We start from the raw sequence: 17,565 nt of genomic DNA, 5'->3' as shown, positions 1-17,565 counted from the left end.
GTCTCGGACATGTGAATTCCCTTTTTGCGTTTTTGCTTTTTTCATATAAGAATTGGCACCCGTTCTTTTTTCTTCAGAAAATACAATTGAAAGAGCCGCCGACTGTAATAAGTATGATATCATGGTAATGGAGTTTGCCTTTTAAACTAGCAAGAAAACATTGACGTTCCGCCGTCGCCAGAATATTTCAAAAAGGAGAAATTACCGTGAATCTACAACAACTGCTCTCCAACTACATTAAAGACTTTAAACGAACAGAAAATTATGAAAATCTTTCCCCTTCGGAAAAAAAAGAAATGGATAAACTATTAATAAGTGCAATTGAAGCTGCAACTTCTTCCCGCCTTTTAACACTTTACCAGTTGAAAATAAGCCTTAAAGGGATACGCCCACCTATTTGGAGACGTATTCTAGTGCCAAGCAATATCACATTTCACCAGCTGCATGACATCATCCAAACAACAATGGGCTGGGGAAATTACCACTTATACAGCTTTGAAATTAACGATTTTCTTATCGAAATTCCCGATGAGGAACAAGATTTCGGATTTTTCTTTCCAACCTTTAGGGAAACGGCAGATTCCAGGAGAGAGCGGCTCCGAAATTGGCTGGACGAAGAAAATCAAAAAATTACGTACACCTATGATTTCGGCGACAATTGGGAGCATACGATCACAGTCGAAAAGATTGAACAAGCGGAAGAAAACCTAAAGCATCCTATTTGCCTAAAAGGCAAACGTGCTTGCCCTCCGGAAGATGTTGGGGGTGTTTACAGTTATTTGTCCATCATTGATGCGTTAAAAAAGAACAGCAAAGAAAGCACAAATACGGAAATCGATGAATACGAAGAAGAATTGCTGGAATGGTACGGAGATTTCGACCCGGAAGCATTCGATCTGGAGGAAATCAATAAAGCCCTCAAAAAAATTAAATTTGTTTAATACTTTTATTAAATTTTTCATCTGTTAAAGATTCAAATAACTCTTTCAAGTTACGAAAAAAAGGATTTTTGATATACTGCAACCTGCAATATTTCCATTGCGGGTTTTTATTTTCTAAAAGACAAAAGTGATATACAGAGCGATACTGCATCGGAGACGTATTCTAATGCTCAGTTATATTACAGAATCCAAACAATAAGTGATCATGAAATAAGGCATTAGTTCGTGAAGGCTCATAAATAAAATTAAGGGCTCATATATGAAATTTAAGGCTTATATATGAAAATAAAGGCTCATAAACGAAATTAAGGGCTCATATATGAAAATAAAGGCTCATAAGTTAAATCAAAGGCTCATATTTTAGATTAAAGACTCATATTTTAGATTAAAGACTCATATATTTAATATTAAGACCAATTTTTCACAATAAAAGTTCATAACCTTCCCTCGAACATGATTCAGAGGGAGCTGTCTAAGAAGCCTAAGGGGCTGTCTCAAGCCTAAGGGTCAGACCCCATAACACAATATATAGGACATAATGTTGGATAAATATGCTATATAGTGATAATGCACATGGGGTCAGACCCTTATGAGACAGCCCCAATATATAGAACATAATGTTGGATAAATGTGCTATATAGTGATAAATGCACATGAGGTCAGACCCTTATGAGACAGCCGCTCTCTTTTTTAGGCAATACCACCATTAAAACAAATCTAAAAGAGAATAAACGGTGCAAACCCCTCGTTCCGATAATTTCTCACTAAATTCCATTACGGTTATCATCACGCTAAACTCTTTCAACTATTCTTGATCATATGCATTAAGAGCATTGACGGCATGGGCTAGGGCAGAACCAGCCTTTAAAGCTGTTGCAACAAAGATGCTTTCTGCCAATTCTTCTTTTGTTGCACCTTGTTTCTTTGCTCCGGAAGTATGAACATCGATGCAATACGGGCATCCTGTTGTATGTGCTACTGCTACTGCAATAAGTTCTTTTTCCTTTGCACTTAATACTCCATCTTTCATTGAATTTTTATCAAAATCAATGAAGGAAGCAAATGCATCCCCCGATAACTTGGAAAACTCTTTAATTCTAGCAAAATATTCTTTTTTGTATAGCTCCTGACCTCCCTCTCCATCGTATGAATTTAATGCATTAACGCCATGAGCAAGTGCGGATCCTGCTTTCAAGGCAGTTGCTACCAATATGCTCTCTGCCATTTGTTCTTTCGTGACACCCAATTTTTTCGCCTTCCCAACATGAACGTCGATGCAATATGGACAACCGGTCGTATGAGCAACAGCAATGGCAATCAATTCTTTCAACGGTTGGCTGAGTTTTCCCTCAGCAAGAGCTTTTTGGTCAAATTCTACAAATGCGCGGAAAGCCTCCGGTGCTAAATCTTTCAATTCTGGCAATCTAGAAAAGTAAGATTTTTGATACAAACTTTCTTTATTAACCGTTTCAGGCATTGTCATTCCTCCCAATTTAATGCGTAAATATTAATTATATTGATATTATACTGAAAATACTGAAAAATAATCAATTATTTGAAACCTTGGTGCCCGGACCTGACAAGCGGCATGTTTTTGGCCGAAAAACAAATCCCATTTGCTGAAGGCCATATGCTCATCCTTTACAAAAGAGTTAATGCGCGAAAGAAGTCCGGTTTTACCTGCAGCTTTTCAAACTTCCTCTCAATTTCTCTCTCGCACCTTTCCGCCAGTTTTTGACGGCCGAGACGGACACATTTTCTTTCTCTGCGATTTCTTTTATCGTCAATCCGTCCAGGAAAGTGTACAATACCCATTTTGTTTGGTTAGGGGTTAATGATTCGCAATACGACAATAATAGATTGACTTCAAACGGATCTTCGGTAAATGGATCTTCAAGAAACTCCCAAAACTCTTCCTTCGGATAGATGTTCCGTTCTTCATGCTTGTTTTCCCTCGTCAATTCCGTTAAAAACTTTCCTTTTATATACGTAAAAGCATAATTCGTGAAGTTTCCTTTTTCAGGATTAAATCGCCGCCTCGCTTCCCATAAGGAGATCAACCCGAGCTGATAAAATTCCTCTTTGTTTTTGTAAATGTTTAAAGTGAAAATGAGTTTGTGGATCATCGGTTCATATTGCCTCGCCAACTGCTCAAAGCTTTCCATTATGAAATCCTTTCAGGAAAGCGCGCTTTCTCTTATATTCCCGGGTAGCTATACCATAACGCCCTCAGAAATTTTTCTCGAACAGAGAAAATTTGGTTTTTGAGCAGAATAAAAGGGTAATTTGGCCTTTTTCACGAAGAAAAATGTTAATTTTTGCAATAAAAGAGAGTCAATTCTTGAAAAATCGTATATTTTTAAAAAATTATAACAATTCCTTTTTCCAAAAATAAAAAAGGGCTAGACCCGAAGTCAGACCCTTTTTTCGAAACTATACAATGTGAAAGGTAATTTGCTAAAACCAAAAACAACTCATAAATGCTCAAAATCGATGAATATAACAGTTAAATATTGGCCGGAATATCATCTTATGTCACTCAATCTTAAATTGTCTGACAAGGGATTCCAGTTCTTCCGCCATTTGGGCAAGGGATTTTGCCGAAGCATGAATTTCCTCCATTGAAGCAAGCTGTTCCTCTGTTGTCGTTGCAACTTCTTCAAAACTAGCTGCATTTTTTTGAACAAGTAGAGCAATTTCAGATGCGGAAGAAGATACTTCTTCCACACTTGCTGTAATTTGCTGAACGGTTGCCGTAATTTCTTGAATTTGCGGGGTGATATCTCTGGTTTTGTCTAAAATTTGCATAAACTTATTCGATGTTTCAACCGAGACTTTTACACCTTTCTCTGCATTACTCATAATTTCACTCATAATCTGAACAGATTCTTCTGTATCTTCTTGAATTCTTTTGATTAAATCTGCAATCATTTTCGTTGAAGTTTGCGATTGTTCAGCTAATTTTCTTACTTCGTCAGCTACTACTGCAAACCCTTTTCCGTGTTCTCCCGCTCTAGCAGCTTCGATAGCTGCATTTAAAGCTAAAAGATTGGTTTGGTCAGCAATCCCGCTTATGACATCAAGTATTTTCCCGATTTCTTGGGAACGGTGTGAAAGAGATTGAATTACTTCATTGGATTTACGGATGGATTCATGAATCGACCGCATTTGAGCCAAATTGTTTTCTACAAATTGGCTTCCTTCTTCCGCTTCTTTTTCGCTTTCTTTCGCTAATTCTGAAACAGTAGTTGATTTATTTGCTATTCGTAAAACTCCTTCAAGAGCTTCCTTCAACGCATCAGCATTTTGCTCGAGTTTGTTTTTAGAATTTTCGGATTCGCTTGCTATTTCTTGAATGGCAGACGCTACATTTTCAGATGCTGTTGTTGTTTGATCTGCACTTGCAGTCAGCTCTTCTGATGCCGTGGCCACTTGATGGGAGTTTTCATTGACAGTAAGAAGGATTCTTTGCAAACTTTGGATCATGTTATTAAAAGATGCTGTCAATGCACCAAATTCATCCTTTGATTGGTAGCTTCCTTTGACATTAAGGTCTCCTTTCTCCGCTTTAGAGAGCAAGTTCTTCAGTTCTTCCGTTGGTTTTACAATCATTTTTGTAATCAGAATCCCAACTGCAATTGAAAAAATAAGTGCTGCTGCAATGACAATGCCTAAAATAATGGTTGCATTTCTAAAATCTTGCTTATTTTGGGAATTCGTTTTTCCGGCGATTTTTTCAATTAGCTCCCCTAATTCAGAGAGAATATTATTTGCAATGGTTCGTTGTGGTGCTACTTTTTCTAAATAAAGTTTGTAAGCTTCCTCATATCGATTTTGTGAAGCCAATTGAATTACTTCTTCTCTCGACTTCCGAAGCTGTTTCATGATTTGTTTATAGTAGTCGAACTTTTTCATTGCTTCAGCAGTCATATGTGTATTCTCGTACTTCTTAATCATTGAATCGGTTTCTTCAATCTTAGAGTCAATCATTTCTTTCAGTTCAAATTTCCGTGTAGAATCCGTAGTAATCAAAAGCTCTAAAGTATAAGAATCGAGAGCGCGGTTATTAATTCTGATTTGTCCTAACCATTGAATTGGCACCAAGTTTTCTTTATACGTATATTCTGATTTTTGTGCCATTTCTCTTACATAGGTTAATCCAACTGCTCCTACTGCTCCTAATGAAAGGGCGGTTATGGTCAGCAAAATTAACAATTTTTGATAAATTCTTAGATTTCGTAATATCTTCATATATTTCTCCTTTCATTTTTCTAATTTAGCTGCTTCAAAATGAATTGGAAATTACTGCATAATGACGTGAAAATTGTCATATATTGTTGAATTATACCATATTAGAACGCCTCAAGGGACCACCTGTAACATATTACTTGATCTGCATTTAAAAAAATGTTGATTACGAAGAAGAGTTGCTGGTTTTGTACGGAGATTTTTACCAAAAAGCAATCCATCTGGAGGAAATAAATAAATCCCTCAAAATCAAACTTTTGGCAAAAATAAAAACGCGGAAGCCAATCAACCATCTCGTTGAGTGCTTCCGCGTTTTTTTATTAAAAAACACTGTAAGAACTGCATTGAAAAATATATTGGTTCACTAACCTGGCTCTTTATAAAAAAGTTTTATTAATTATAAGGAGCATTCCTGTAATGAAGAAATTTGAGGTTTGAAACAAAAAGAGCCCTCTTGGTATAGTACAGGGTGTCAATGCATTGACCCCGAATTAATAAGTTACCAAGGAGGACTCGATATGAATTATACGCAAAATCAAAAAATCTCGCAAATCACACCATCAACATTAATTATCGGCATTGATATTGCAAAAGACAAGCACGTTGCACGAGCACAAGATGATCGAGGAATTGAATTTGGAAAACGCTTGATCTTTGAAAACCGCATACATGGTTTCCAAATGCTTTTAGATTGGGTGAAGCGACACCAAAAAGAAAATGATAAGAATCATGTGATTTTTGGGGTTGAACCAACCGGGCCTTACTGGTTAAATCTCGCTTATTTTCTTACCGCAAAGGGCTACGACTTTGTATTAGTCAATCCAATGCATGTAAAGAAAAGCAAAGAGTTTGATGACAATTCTCCAACAAAAAACGATACAAAAGACGCCAGAGTGATTGCACAGCTGATTAAAGACGGCCGATACTCCGTACCAAATCTCTTAGACGGCATTTACGCGGAACTAAGAGAAGGCGTCAAAATAAGAGATCAGCTCACTCAACAGCTTGCCATCACAGAAGGGCGTATTCAGAATTTGATTCAACGTTATTTTCCGGAGTTTTTCGATGTTTTCGGGGATTGGGAAGGAAAAGCAGCTCTTTGCACGCTAAAACTGTTTCCATTTCCTTCTCAAATTAAAGAAATGACACCTGAAGAGGTTCTCTCAAAGTGGAAGCCATTTGTACAACGAGCAGTTGGAATAAAGCGAGCAACGAAACTAGTAGAAACGGCCAAAAAGAGCATTGGAATTCAAATCGGGATTCAGTTTGCCAAACGTGAAATGGAATATCTGATTGACCAATATGAGCTTTATCAAACGCAGTTGGAAGAGTTGGATCAGGAGCTAGAAGCTCTTGTAGAAACGATCCCAGGTGCTAAGCAAATGATGAATATTCCTGGGTTAGGTGTTACAACAGTCGCTCTATTCTTCGCTGAAGTGGGTGATCTCACAAAGTACAGTCACCCTCAGCAATTAGTTAATCTGGCAGGCCTTTCATTACGTGAGCATAGTTCTGGAAAATTTAAAGGACAAACCAGAATAACGAAACGGGGACGAAGTAGGCTGCGTAAAGCTCTGTACTTAGCGATTCGGCCACTCGTTGCCCATAATCCAACTTTTAAAGCTTTACATCAATACTATACAAAACGATCTGAAAGGCCTTTAAAAAAGCAACAGTCCCTCATCGCCCTGTGTTGTAAGCTATTACGTGTCTTATTTGTCATTGGTCAAAAACAGTGTGAATTTGATGGTTCAAAATTATTGCGAGGATTGCCTCAAATTACATTACAAGCTGCTTAAACCGATTTATTAACCAACTTATTAACCAAATTACTATCGAATACTTCAAGTATTTCTAAAGACAAACACCAATAGTGCCGAGTCGGAGTTTATTTTTACCATACGGGCTTATGACCCAGCCGAGGAGCTTATCCGACCTCCACCTCATGGATACGCAGGACGAAGGAATGTATGGATCCCAATCCGGTGATACATGGGAGGGTTAGCGACCGTGAGATGAGTGGAGATTTTGCGCACGGTCATAACTGTTATTACCAAACAATACCAGTTTGGTTGATAGGATGGCCCCCCATCTGTAAGGAATTTAAAGAAATTCAATTTATAACCATGATTTTCGGTGGATCAACTATTAGGTGTTAATGAAATTTAGAGAAAACGGGAGTATTCGGGAGAAAATTAAAGTATATAGAGGGAGGACATACCTGCAATTTCGGTTATGATTTGACTGTTTCTAAACAGGCAAGCAACCAGTCAGCGATGTTGTTTAATAGTAATTTTATAAAAGATTCATATTTCTTGTCTTCTTAGTTATGCATAGAAAAGTAAACTCTAGTTATGTATAACGATTAGCAGGCAATTGTCTGAGACAAAAATAACAAAAGCCCATATTAGAATACATTAAGAAAGGACTTTCTCAGGTGAGGAAAAACGGAACTTTGTATATGCCGTTCGGTGAAGTTGTTTTTGAAGAGCATAATAAGAAATGTCAAGATGCAGCCGGGATTGATTGGAAAACACTATGATAGAACCTTGACGATGTTTTCCGGGTAAAATTCGTTTTACATGGTTGTGAAAAATCCATTGACAGTCAAAAGATCTGGGCGATCCCGTCGGGAAAGCATACATATCCAGTTGCGGATTAACCGGTACAGGAATTTTATTTTGGGTTCCGGTCAAATGAACAACTGCCCGTTTTCTTCCCTCATAGGTTGATCCACCCTCGAGACAAGCATCCTTTATTAGTTGAAAAGGAGTTCTTACAGAATATAGTACATCATCTGTCTCAAGAATTTTACTGCCATACCTTTCATCCCTAATAGGCAAAACAGCCATCGTATTCGGATTTAATTCATAATGGAACTTTTCTTTCTCCATTATTTTTCCTCCTTTACTCCTATGACTTATATCCTAAATTATTTCCAGAATAATCAAAATGTATATATTTGTCAATTGTATATTTAATATTAATAAATTTTTAACAAAAAGTAATTTTATGAGTAATAGCTTCCAGCATAGATCTCGGCATCTGGTAAGAAATTTACAATCAGTTTATTGAATTTCAACATACGACTGATAAAATTTTTACAAAAACTATTTTGGAATCGAAATTATGAAAAATATGGAATATTTTTTCGGTAAGGGACTATCGAAGAGTTTCATGAAATGGAATTCTCGATTATGAACCAGCGGAAGGCAACTTTAACAATATTACCGAGGAGAGCTATTCGAAAAGGAAATCTTGACCGGGCCGGGCCCGGTCTTTTTCAAAATATTAGAAGGAAAGCTTATACTTCAAGATAAAGGCTCGTTTTTACAAACGAAGGCGCATTTTTCGAAATGAAGGCTCATTTTTTCAAACAACGGCGCATAAATTAGATTGAAAGCGCATTTTTTCAAACGAAGGCGCATATATCAGAATGAAGGCTCATTTTTCGAAATAAAGGCTCATTTATCAAAATAAAAGCTCATATTTCAAAATAAAAGCTCATATTTCAAAATAAAGGCTCATATTTCAAAATAAAGGCTCATATTTCAAAATAAAGGCTCATATTTCAAAATAAAGGCTCATATATCAATTCTCCGGCAATCTATTAATCCATTCTAGGATTAAGTCCGTATAATTGTGTAAAAAGAAAAGGGGTCAAATTAATCCCTTTTGGTTACAATGTTTAATGCCTAAAAAACATTGGAAAAGGAGATTTAATTATGACCCAATTACAGTTTACCCTAAATATGGACCTTTTAAAAGATTCAGTTATGAATTCAAATATTGACGCGGTAGTCAAATCAACCATTGTTTTAGTCTTGAATGAGTACATGGAAAAAGAGCGTGATGAATATTTACAGGCTCAGGCTTATGAGCGCACCTCCGAACGCAAGGATTACCGAAATGGCTACTATGATCGTGACTTTATTGTAAGCATTGGAAAAATAAAATTAAGAGTTCCCCGTACACGTAATGGCGACTTTGCACCATCTGTTTTTGAACGATATGCGCGTGTGGACCAAACCTTTGTCTTATCCATGCTTGAGATGGTTGTAAATGGAGTGTCTACACGCAAAGTGACGAATGTGGTAGAACAATTATGCGGGGAAAAAGTGTCTAAATCCTTTGTTTCATCCCTTACAGAAAAGCTGGATCCAGTTGTCAAACAATGGGCAAACCGGCCGTTAAATGTCCAATATTACTCTTATATTTTTTTAGATGCTATGTATATTAAAGTGCGTGAGCACCATAAAGTCGTTTCTAAAGCTGTGTATATTGCGACCGGCATTAACCAGGACCAAAAAAGGGAAGTAATTGGTTTTAAAGTCGATCATAAAGAAAGCTATGAAGCATGGAAGGAATTCTTGAGTGAGTTAAAGTCAAGGGGGTTGCAATCCCCAAAGCTGGTGATTTCTGATGCCCATCAAGGATTAAAGAAAGCGATAGAAAAGGAATTTATCGGAACATCATGGCAGCGTTGTACCGTTCATTTCAAGCGAAATATCATTGACACATTGCCTAAAAAAGGCATGGGAGAGGTCATTGTCGATTTAAAAAGGATATTTGAAGCGGTAACAGTAGAAGATGCCCGTTTCTTTCGCAATGAATTCTTTAAGCGCTATGAAGAGAATCCGAAACTTGAAAAGGCACTGGAGATATTAGATGAGGGCTTTGAAGACGCCATCCAATATTTAAGTCAGCCTGCAAAATGGCATCGCTTAATCCGTAGCACCAACTCTCTGGAACGATTAAATCAGGAAGTTCGCCGTCGTGAAAGGGTGATCCGGATATTTCCAAATACGCAGTCTGCCTATCGGCTGATTGGAGCTATCTTAATGGATTATGATGAGGAACAAGCCAAGAAAAAAAGCATTTTTTCGAAAAACGAGAATGTCCCGCGCGAGCGCGAAATTTAATTTGATTGGAAGGGGGTACCCCCTTCCAATCAAATTAAATAAATACTAAAAGCAAAATTAGGCTAAAACCTTGTAATTAGTATTTTACACAATATTAAGGACTTGACTCATTCTAGCTTAAATCATGGTTGATTGCCCTCCATTTTTATGATCTTTCCTCATAATTCCCCCACTGGAGTTAACATTTTGCTCATATGGACCACTTCTTTAGCCAAATTCTCCATTCGCACAATTATATCGCTATCGATGATCTCATTGTTCTGATTGAAGTGGTCGGTATGGGCGTAAACATATCCCGGGGCGGTATACGCACGAAAATATCCGGCAATCGGTTTTAACTGATTTTCAATGACCAAGTAATGCTGGTACGTTCCTCCCGTTGCAACAAAACCAATCACCTTGTTCCGAAAAGCAGAAGGAGGAACCAGGTCAAACAGGTTCTTCAACGCCCCGGATAAGGAAGCTTGGAAGATCGGTGTACCAATAATAAAGCTATCTGCAGAGCTTACCATATCAATGACTTTTTTAGTATCTCCCGCATATGCATCAGGATGGCGGCCGTCACAAAATTGTACATCAAACTTCTTGAGATCCAATATTTCCGTTTCGATTTGCGGATCAAATCGGCGGGCCAGTTCGACGACTTTTTCCACCACAACGAGAGTTTTTGAACCTGTAATCGTCCCTGAGATACCAAGCAATTTCATTGTCTCCATCTCCTTTTTAATCGTTCTTGTTTTGTACTAACAGATCATATAAATCGTTTTTCAAACGCCTTAAAAAAGGTCTGCTCCGTGCGATGGAAGTCATTTCCGGTGATAAAATTCCTCTTAGAACTTCTTCCCGATCCGGCTGTCCTTCCAAGTCCAACTGGCGATGCAGAAATATTAAACTTCCGCCAGATTCACTCGGTTCAGCCACTGCCATGATGACATCATTTTCATGCGCCCAAATGCGCTGCATCCAAGATTGATACGACTCTGTACCACCGGCCGAAACGGCAATAAGGTCCGCTCCCTGCTTGGCCAAAATGCGGTACGATTCCGGAAATTCCGCATCTCCTCCCGTGAGAAGCCCGATTCTGGCAAACGGCAGTTCCAGCGTGCAGAATCCTGAGCGTCCATATCCCCCTCTTCCTAAACCATCCCTATGAACTTGTTCATAAGTTCCGATGCAGCCTTCCGATCCTAAAAGAAAGGCCGTTGGCACCCGATTCCCGTCTATGTTTTTCGAAACCGAAGCAACAATATATATTCCATATTTAGAAGCTATCGAATGGAGAGAATGTTGATAGAATTCGAGACCAGCCTCCGTCTCCTCTGTTCCGGTAATGTCCATCTCAGGCAATATGATCATCCGATGCTTGACATTTTCTTCGTTCTTTTGCAACTCCAATTCAAGCCATTTCGAAACATTGGACAGCCACTGCTCCAATGTTCCGCGGGTCGACAGCTGGGCGGCGCAAACCTCAAAAGACGCTTGCGGCAGGGTCGGACGAGTCGCTCCTTCCTTCCAAAGATACGGGTGCAGGAGCAGGTCATGATAAGCTGACGGCTTTCGGAACTCTAGTATTCTCTCTTTTCGGTTGTTATAAGAAGGTTGATATTTGCCGTATACAATCCCGTCTCCTGACAACTTCCAATCTTGAACCTCGCCTTCAGAACCGATGACTGCACTTCCTCCCGTAAACTGCGCCCCGCGTTCCTGTCCCCAACGGTTTGCGGCTGCCCAGCAAAGTCCATTTTCCTTTGCCCGCAAAGCCCAAGTTTTGCTCGGGGGATTATTTTTTTCCCCAACCCAATTCGTCGGAAAGGCAATAATATCCGCTCCCTTAAGTGCAGCTATTCTTGCCGGTTCAAAATACATCGCATCCATGCAAATCAGCATAGCAATACGTCCAATTTTTGTAGAGAATACAGGGATGCCTTCATTGCCTTCGCGGGCCCAGCGGGGATCGGCAGCGAACAGATGCGTTTTCCGGTAGCGTCCGGCTACGCCTTCGGGACCGATTAATACAGCTGAATTGTAAAAAATATCGGTAGATGGATCGACCTCCGGCAGCCCGATGACTACATAGCAGGAGTACTTTTCAGCTACGGCTTGGAAAAGTTCCGTTGTCGGACCGGGGATCGGTTCTGCATAAGGAGCGATTTCGCGGCGGTTCTCAAAAATATACCCTGACGTGGCCATTTCAGGAAAAACAATCAATTTCGCTCCGTTTTCCGCTGCTTCTTCGGCCAAAACCAGCATACGGCGCCGATTTCCATCCAAATCTCCCAAGCGCGATTCAAATTGAACAGCCGCCACTTTAACAGATTCTAACCTGTTCATTTTCCTGACCTCCATTATCTCCTATCACTAATGACTCTTTCGACCAATCGAAAAGAACAGCTTTTCCCTCTTCCGAATGAAGGATAATGCGGGGTTCCTCTGTTAATTCACCTATCACTTGAGCTGTAATCTGTACTTTTCGGAACAATGCCTGAACCTTGTCCGCATGCTCAGGATCGACGGCCAAAATGAATCCGTATCCAGGGAACATTTTTATCCAATTAGAAAAATCCACCTTTAACGGTTTAGGTATGCTGTTCAGTTCAACTCGCGCACCGCATCCTGAAGTTTCAGCCAACATCGCTAATGTTCCTATAAGCCCAGCATTGCTGATATCGCGGGCGGAAGAAGCCAACTGAAGTTCAGCAAGCATCGGCAACACAGCGAGCTTGCTTTGCAGATCTTGCGGCGTTCGGAAGCTCGTGCTGTCCCACTGCAAATAATTTTTAAACTGGCGTCCTTCCAGATCGACGGCAACCATCAATAATTGACCCGGCCGGCCTTGAAAACAACGCAATAGATGGGTGGCTCTTCCAACCATGGCCGTCGCCGCTCCTGCTGTTTCTTCAGGCAAATAGTGGCCTCCAACCATAGGAACCCCATACTTCCGGCAAGCCTCTGCCATGCCTTGAGCAATCGTTTCTGACATATGATCATCAGGAGCACTCAATAAATTGACCGCGGCAGCCGGCTTTCCACCCATCGCATAAATATCATTAACACTTACCAGGACGGAGCAATAACCGGCCCAGAAAGGTTCGGCGGCTGCCAGCTGCGGATAAATGGCATCACAAGACAGAAGGATGTACTCGTTTTCCGTGACCAGAATTGCCGCATCATCTCCAATTGGATCCAAAGTTGAACCGAAATTCCATACATCCTGAAAGACTTTCAACGGCGATTGAATCGCCTTTTTTCGATTTACAATGATAGAGCTTTGCAATTCACGAACGAAGGAGTGCAGCGTGCCCACGATTGATCATCCTCCTGTAAAGCTTCATATGTTCTCCGGCAGCAATGTGCCATGTATATCGTCCGGCCGTAGCCTTTCCATTCAAAACGAGCGTATCGGCAAGGTCTTTTTCTCTAACCGCGCGGATCATCTGCCTGGCAATTGCCTGATCATCCTCAGGGTTTGCTAGTAACGCATTATAAGTATCAACTAAATACTCCCGGAATACCGGTATATCTGAGGAAATGACCGGAACACCGGCAGCCATTGCTTCAAGAATGGCCAATCCCCATCCTTCCTTGATGGAAGGCTGAACGAAACAATCAGCGGCATGGTAAAGATGAAATAATGTTTGATTATCAACGGACCCTGCAATCCGCACCCCTTCCTGGACATCGGATGGCAAACGGCTTAATTCTTCAAAAAAAGATTTCCTATAATATTGGTAGTCAAACAGCGTATCCCCGCCAACAATGAGAAGCACACTTTCCGGGACAACTTCCTTTACCCTTGCATAGGCACGCAAGATACCAATAGTATTTTTCCTTGGTTCGATCCCGCCGATCGTCAAAAAGACCGTTTTTCCCTCTAGCTCATATTTATCGCGCATCAGTGATCTGTTTCCCGCTTCTTGAAAAAACCGCTGCTCAACGCCGTTGTAAATAACCCGTGAAGATCGTTCATATATGGATTCCAAACGGTCTTGCCAATAACGGCTCACCGTGATTAAGGCATCCGGTCCGATAACCGAACGGTTTTGGCACTGAACTAAAGCAGGGGTCGTAAAATCGTCTAAATGATGAACAGTCCGGCAGAAGAAGGGGATCAACCCCTTCTCTCTCAGCCGATACAAACTGTTTGCACTGATACAATCCTGTGCATGATGGATGTCAAAAGCATCGAGCGGTTCCTCTTCCAGCGCCTCCACATACGTATCGATATACCGAAGAATGCGTAATTTAAATTCTTCATCTGAACGGGAAGAAAAGGGGATAAGCTTAACAGCCGTTTTTACGGGACGGAAGAAACTCGAGCCATTTTGCGACAATGAATAGATGACCACTTCATTTCCCGCATCCTGCAGCGCTTCAGCCAAAGCCAATGTATGGACAACACCGCCCCTTGGCTTCGTCGAATAAGTATAGAGTGCCACTTTCAATCGATCTCACCTCCGAATCTGCAAAATTGGCCATCTATTTATCTATCAAGATGCGTATTCTGCTGCTTCCTCCAGTTTCCGATTCATTAATCCGGCCTCTTTCACAATTGTGCTTACATAACGATCCATACCTCCAAGCGGCCGGATATGAATTCCCCTTATTCCATTGATGCTTCGAAGTTTATCAATCAACTCCACGACCATCTTCATTCCTTCAGCAGGTGAATCCGCCTCTTTGATTCGCTTAATGATATTTTCCGGAATCGCAATACCCGGAATTTTTAATACGGCATCGACATGGTCTGCATCACGCAGCGGCAAGATGCTCGCCATAATATATGAACGCTCGTGCAGACCGCGGCGGCGTGCTTCCTCCATCCACTCGCCCAACAAATCAAGGTCGAATACCAACTGTGTACGAACAAAATTAGCTCCGGCATCGATTTTTGCTTCCAAACGGTCGATCAATTCCTTCACTGGTTTGCCTGCAATGTTTTCAACGACTCCAATCGTCATTTGCGGCGCTTCTTCCATCACGGTATTGTCAAACAGCTTTCCTTCATCTACAAACCGGCGGACATAGCGCACCAGTTCCATCGTTTCCAGATCATAAACTTCCTTCGCGTTCGGCTCTGTTCCAATTCTTGCCGGATAGCCTCCCAAAATCGTAATATTTTTGACTCCTAATGCTGCCAATCCCATCAGGTCGCTTTGAATCCCCATCCGGTTGCGGTCCCGCAGATTAACCTGAACAATCGGTTCCATCCCTACCTGGCGGATAAAAAAGGCGCCAACAACGGGAGACAGCCGGGCAATGGCAAGCAGGTTATCACTAAGATCCACTGCATCCACATACCCTCTGGCTCTAACGGCTTGCTCAACAAGCGGGCTGGGATTCCAGCTTCTCGGAGGCACCATTTCGGACGTAACAGTGAAATAATTCGATGAAACCAATCTATTTCCCAAATAAATAGACATCAGTATTCAACTCCCTCTTTTCTTCTTCAAAGTCATTAGATCTGGAATGTGCTTAAAATAAATGCTCCGGCGCGATGGTACTCAATAAGACAGTCTTGAAGATCCAACGGGTGAACAGGTATCGTGCCTTCAATCAGATCCTCTTCCCGAATACCGTGAAGACCTAATCCAAAACGGCAAACATAAACCTTTCCCCCTTCTTTGATAAACGTAGCCAAGCTTTCATTCATATTTAACATCCCTCCGAAAGCCGATTTGCCGACTGTCGGAAAGCCCCGGGTAGCTACAGCGTTAATGGCTCCCGTTCCGTAAAAATAGATAGCTGCTTCAAATCCTTTGCGCTGGGCGCGGATGGCTTGCAAAATTGCCACGTAAGATAAAGAAGATTCATGGGCGATCCCGTGCACTAAAACTAAAAATTTCTCTCCGGGATTTGCTTTGTAGTCAGGGAAGACTTTCGTATCTCCATACAATTTTGTTCCTTCCGGCAAACTTGGATGCGGGATTTCATTCATGGATTTCAATTCGTTTTCATTTAAATTTGACATTTTCATAACCTCCTAAATAATCATTTCATTTGAAAAATAATTTATGGTTAAAGAGCATTTGCTCTTAAGCCAACTTGCTGAAATATTGTTCTTCTGCGTTTGCCCAAAAAACCCGTTCTTTAATTTCATCGGAGATTGGGGCGCCTTGAATTTTCCAAAACTCACCTTCATAATCGCTCCAAGGCTCATCACAACCGAATAAAAAGCGATCGATACCGATTCCTGTCTGATCTATTTCCTTCAAAAGCTTACGTACGGCAAAGCCGATTGCCCAGCTTGAGTCAATATAGACTTGGTACCCGCCTTCAATAAGATCTTTCCATTGGGATATAAGCCGGATATGGCCGCTCACGCCTCCACCCATATGAACCAAATGGATTTTAAGATCTTTGCCGTAACGTTTGATCAACTCAAAATAATTGGTGATATCTGAATTGCCTCCCGGGCTTGTATGAAAATGAATCGGAATATTTCTTTCTCTTGCCTCGCGGAAAATCTTTTCATGGAGTTTCATTGTTGCTTCGTCCCATTTTCTCGGGTCGGGAGTGCCTCCCAGCAAATAGCTCATCTTCAAGCCGCGAATGCCCGGTTCATCCAGCAAAGTAAAGGCTTTTTCCGTTAATTCACGGTTCTGCGGCAATCCGGATACCCATAATGCACCGGCAACCCGGCCCTTGCCTTCCCGGCACAGCTGAACAACCAGTTCATTAAGCTTGAAAGGCTGTTCTTGAACAGGAATCCCGTAATTAGGAATGATGAGACATTTCTCCATCCCCCTGCATTCCATAAACCGGGTCAATTCCTCAGAAGTCGCAGGTCCGGGATCCGCAGGCGAAATCGGTTCTTCCGATTCATAAAATGGCCACGGATCTAAAACACCGACATGATTATGGGCGCTATAAACTTTTCTGCCAAACCCCATGGTCAGAGGCTTTTCTTCCTGTAAGCGATATTTGTTCTCCCCGTCAGACGATTCACAATGCTTCAACTGCTTGTTGCTTCCGTCCTGCGGATTGTGATGGCGATGCATGAAACACATTAAAATCTACCTCCATGATTTGATGAGGATGCCCATGGAAGACAAACGATTCTCCTATTGGCTCCCATCCTAATTTTTTGAACAATTCAATATTTTGAAGTTGAACGGATGCTAAAAAGCGGCTGGCCTGTTGTTTTTTGACAGTGTCAACAGCAGCCCGAATTAAGTAGACTCCAATCCCTCTCGTCCGGTAATCCGGGTGCACAGCAAGCCTTCCTCCCCACCATACATTCGGCTTCTCTTTATCGCGATAACAGCGGACCGTTCCTATGAGAAGGTCTTTTCTTCGCGACCAGGCATTTAAATAAATTGCCCCGTCATCAAACTCATCCAAATCATTCTCCTCAAACATGTGCTGTTCATCCACAAATACCATTCGTCTTAACTCTAAAGCTTTCTGAATTTCTTCTTTGCTTTCAGCTGCTCTAATCTCGCAGAATTTCATTA

General features: G+C 41.0%; 15 protein-coding genes. 3 read left to right on the top strand and 12 right to left on the bottom strand.

All coding sequences use genetic code 11. From position 1 onward, the window contains the following. Positions 1-206 precede the first annotated feature (206 nt). A complete protein-coding gene (locus PB1_RS08535) occupies positions 207-941 on the top strand; it encodes a plasmid pRiA4b ORF-3 family protein (protein ID WP_003351917.1) in 735 nt (244 codons plus the stop codon). Positions 942-1,746: 805 nt separating this feature from the next. Here the strand turns inward: PB1_RS08535 and PB1_RS08530 are convergent. The 3 genes from PB1_RS08530 to PB1_RS08520 all read right to left on the bottom strand — a co-directional run bounded on the left by PB1_RS08530 (position 1,747) and on the right by PB1_RS08520 (position 5,192). After that, entirely contained in the window at positions 1,747-2,418 is a 672-nt protein-coding gene (locus PB1_RS08530; protein WP_003351916.1) for a carboxymuconolactone decarboxylase family protein, read from the bottom strand. Positions 2,419-2,617: 199 nt separating this feature from the next. Then, positions 2,618-3,106: a sigma-70 family RNA polymerase sigma factor gene (locus PB1_RS08525; protein WP_003351915.1), complete on the bottom strand. Its 489-nt coding sequence runs from the start codon at positions 3,104-3,106 to the stop codon at positions 2,618-2,620. Positions 3,107-3,476: 370 nt separating this feature from the next. Then, complete coding sequence (locus tag PB1_RS08520; RefSeq protein ID WP_003351914.1) at positions 3,477-5,192, bottom strand: methyl-accepting chemotaxis protein; 1,716 nt, start codon at positions 5,190-5,192, stop codon at positions 3,477-3,479. Between the two features lie 515 nt (positions 5,193-5,707). Between PB1_RS08520 and PB1_RS08510 the strand changes: the two genes are divergently transcribed. Continuing rightward, positions 5,708-6,988: an IS110 family RNA-guided transposase gene (locus tag PB1_RS08510; protein WP_003349981.1), complete on the top strand. Its 1,281-nt coding sequence runs from the start codon at positions 5,708-5,710 to the stop codon at positions 6,986-6,988. A 618-nt stretch (positions 6,989-7,606) separates the two neighbouring features. Here PB1_RS08510 and PB1_RS08505 read toward each other — a convergent pair. After that, entirely contained in the window at positions 7,607-8,083 is a 477-nt protein-coding gene (locus PB1_RS08505) for a competence protein ComK (RefSeq protein WP_003351912.1), read from the bottom strand. Positions 8,084-8,914: 831 nt separating this feature from the next. Here PB1_RS08505 and PB1_RS08500 point away from each other — a divergent pair. After that, positions 8,915-10,111 (top strand): IS256 family transposase, encoded by a 1,197-nt coding sequence (locus PB1_RS08500; protein ID WP_003351342.1) that lies wholly within the window; start codon positions 8,915-8,917, stop codon positions 10,109-10,111. A 158-nt stretch (positions 10,112-10,269) separates the two neighbouring features. Here the strand turns inward: PB1_RS08500 and PB1_RS08495 are convergent, their stop codons facing one another. The 8 genes from PB1_RS08495 to PB1_RS08460 form a co-directional block, all read right to left on the bottom strand. Then, positions 10,270-10,818: an NADPH-dependent FMN reductase gene (locus PB1_RS08495; protein ID WP_003351910.1), complete on the bottom strand. Its 549-nt coding sequence runs from the start codon at positions 10,816-10,818 to the stop codon at positions 10,270-10,272. Between the two features lie 16 nt (positions 10,819-10,834). Then, complete coding sequence (locus PB1_RS08490) at positions 10,835-12,442, bottom strand: nitrilase-related carbon-nitrogen hydrolase (RefSeq protein ID WP_003351908.1); 1,608 nt, start codon at positions 12,440-12,442, stop codon at positions 10,835-10,837. After that, on the bottom strand, positions 12,420-13,415 hold the full coding sequence (locus PB1_RS08485) for an AIR synthase related protein (protein ID WP_003351907.1): 996 nt from the start codon (positions 13,413-13,415) through the stop codon (positions 12,420-12,422). The genes PB1_RS08490 and PB1_RS08485 overlap by 23 nt, the downstream gene beginning before the upstream one ends. Further along, positions 13,387-14,547, bottom strand: coding sequence for an MSMEG_0565 family glycosyltransferase (locus tag PB1_RS08480; RefSeq protein WP_238533117.1), 1,161 nt, complete (start codon positions 14,545-14,547; stop codon positions 13,387-13,389). The genes PB1_RS08485 and PB1_RS08480 overlap by 29 nt, the downstream gene beginning before the upstream one ends. 51 nt (positions 14,548-14,598) lie before the next feature. Continuing rightward, the gene (locus tag PB1_RS08475; RefSeq protein ID WP_003351905.1) at positions 14,599-15,531 is read right to left on the bottom strand and encodes a methylenetetrahydrofolate reductase; all 933 of its coding nucleotides are present in this window, start codon (positions 15,529-15,531) and stop codon (positions 14,599-14,601) included. 35 nt (positions 15,532-15,566) lie between these two features. Next, the gene (locus PB1_RS08470) at positions 15,567-16,079 is read right to left on the bottom strand and encodes an MSMEG_0572/Sll0783 family nitrogen starvation response protein (RefSeq protein WP_003351904.1); all 513 of its coding nucleotides are present in this window, start codon (positions 16,077-16,079) and stop codon (positions 15,567-15,569) included. Positions 16,080-16,143: 64 nt separating this feature from the next. Beyond that, positions 16,144-17,118 carry an amidohydrolase family protein gene (locus PB1_RS08465; protein WP_238533106.1) on the bottom strand — a complete coding sequence of 325 codons (975 nt, stop codon included), beginning with the start codon at positions 17,116-17,118 and terminating at the stop codon, positions 16,144-16,146. Next, the gene (locus PB1_RS08460) at positions 17,054-17,563 is read right to left on the bottom strand and encodes an MSMEG_0567/Sll0786 family nitrogen starvation N-acetyltransferase (protein ID WP_003351902.1); all 510 of its coding nucleotides are present in this window, start codon (positions 17,561-17,563) and stop codon (positions 17,054-17,056) included. Before PB1_RS08460 ends, PB1_RS08465 begins: the two co-directional genes overlap by 65 nt. Positions 17,564-17,565: the final 2 nt, after the last annotated feature.

The organism is Bacillus methanolicus PB1 (assembly GCF_000262755.1).
GTDB classification, from domain to species: domain Bacteria; phylum Bacillota; class Bacilli; order Bacillales; family Cytobacillaceae; genus Bacillus_Z; species Bacillus_Z methanolicus.
This window is presented reverse-complemented; position numbering and strand designations above follow the sequence as displayed.

Bases quoted from the DNA above. Each gene is read 5' to 3' on its own strand.
- PB1_RS08460 (WP_003351902.1), bottom strand. From the start codon at position 17,563: ATGAAATTCTGCGAGATTAGAGCAGCTGAAAGCAAAGAAGAAATTCAG.
- PB1_RS08505 (WP_003351912.1), bottom strand. From the start codon at position 8,083: ATGGAGAAAGAAAAGTTCCATTATGAATTAAATCCGAATACGATGGCT.
- PB1_RS08475 (WP_003351905.1), bottom strand. From the start codon at position 15,531: ATGTCTATTTATTTGGGAAATAGATTGGTTTCATCGAATTATTTCACT.
- PB1_RS08500 (WP_003351342.1), top strand. From the start codon at position 8,915: ATGACCCAATTACAGTTTACCCTAAATATGGACCTTTTAAAAGATTCA.
- PB1_RS08525 (WP_003351915.1), bottom strand. From the start codon at position 3,106: ATGGAAAGCTTTGAGCAGTTGGCGAGGCAATATGAACCGATGATCCAC.
- PB1_RS08465 (WP_238533106.1), bottom strand. From the start codon at position 17,118: ATGTGTTTCATGCATCGCCATCACAATCCGCAGGACGGAAGCAACAAG.
- PB1_RS08495 (WP_003351910.1), bottom strand. From the start codon at position 10,818: ATGAAATTGCTTGGTATCTCAGGGACGATTACAGGTTCAAAAACTCTC.
- PB1_RS08520 (WP_003351914.1), bottom strand. From the start codon at position 5,192: ATGAAGATATTACGAAATCTAAGAATTTATCAAAAATTGTTAATTTTG.
- PB1_RS08490 (WP_003351908.1), bottom strand. From the start codon at position 12,442: ATGAACAGGTTAGAATCTGTTAAAGTGGCGGCTGTTCAATTTGAATCG.
- PB1_RS08510 (WP_003349981.1), top strand. From the start codon at position 5,708: ATGAATTATACGCAAAATCAAAAAATCTCGCAAATCACACCATCAACA.
- PB1_RS08470 (WP_003351904.1), bottom strand. From the start codon at position 16,079: ATGTCAAATTTAAATGAAAACGAATTGAAATCCATGAATGAAATCCCG.
- PB1_RS08530 (WP_003351916.1), bottom strand. From the start codon at position 2,418: ATGCCTGAAACGGTTAATAAAGAAAGTTTGTATCAAAAATCTTACTTT.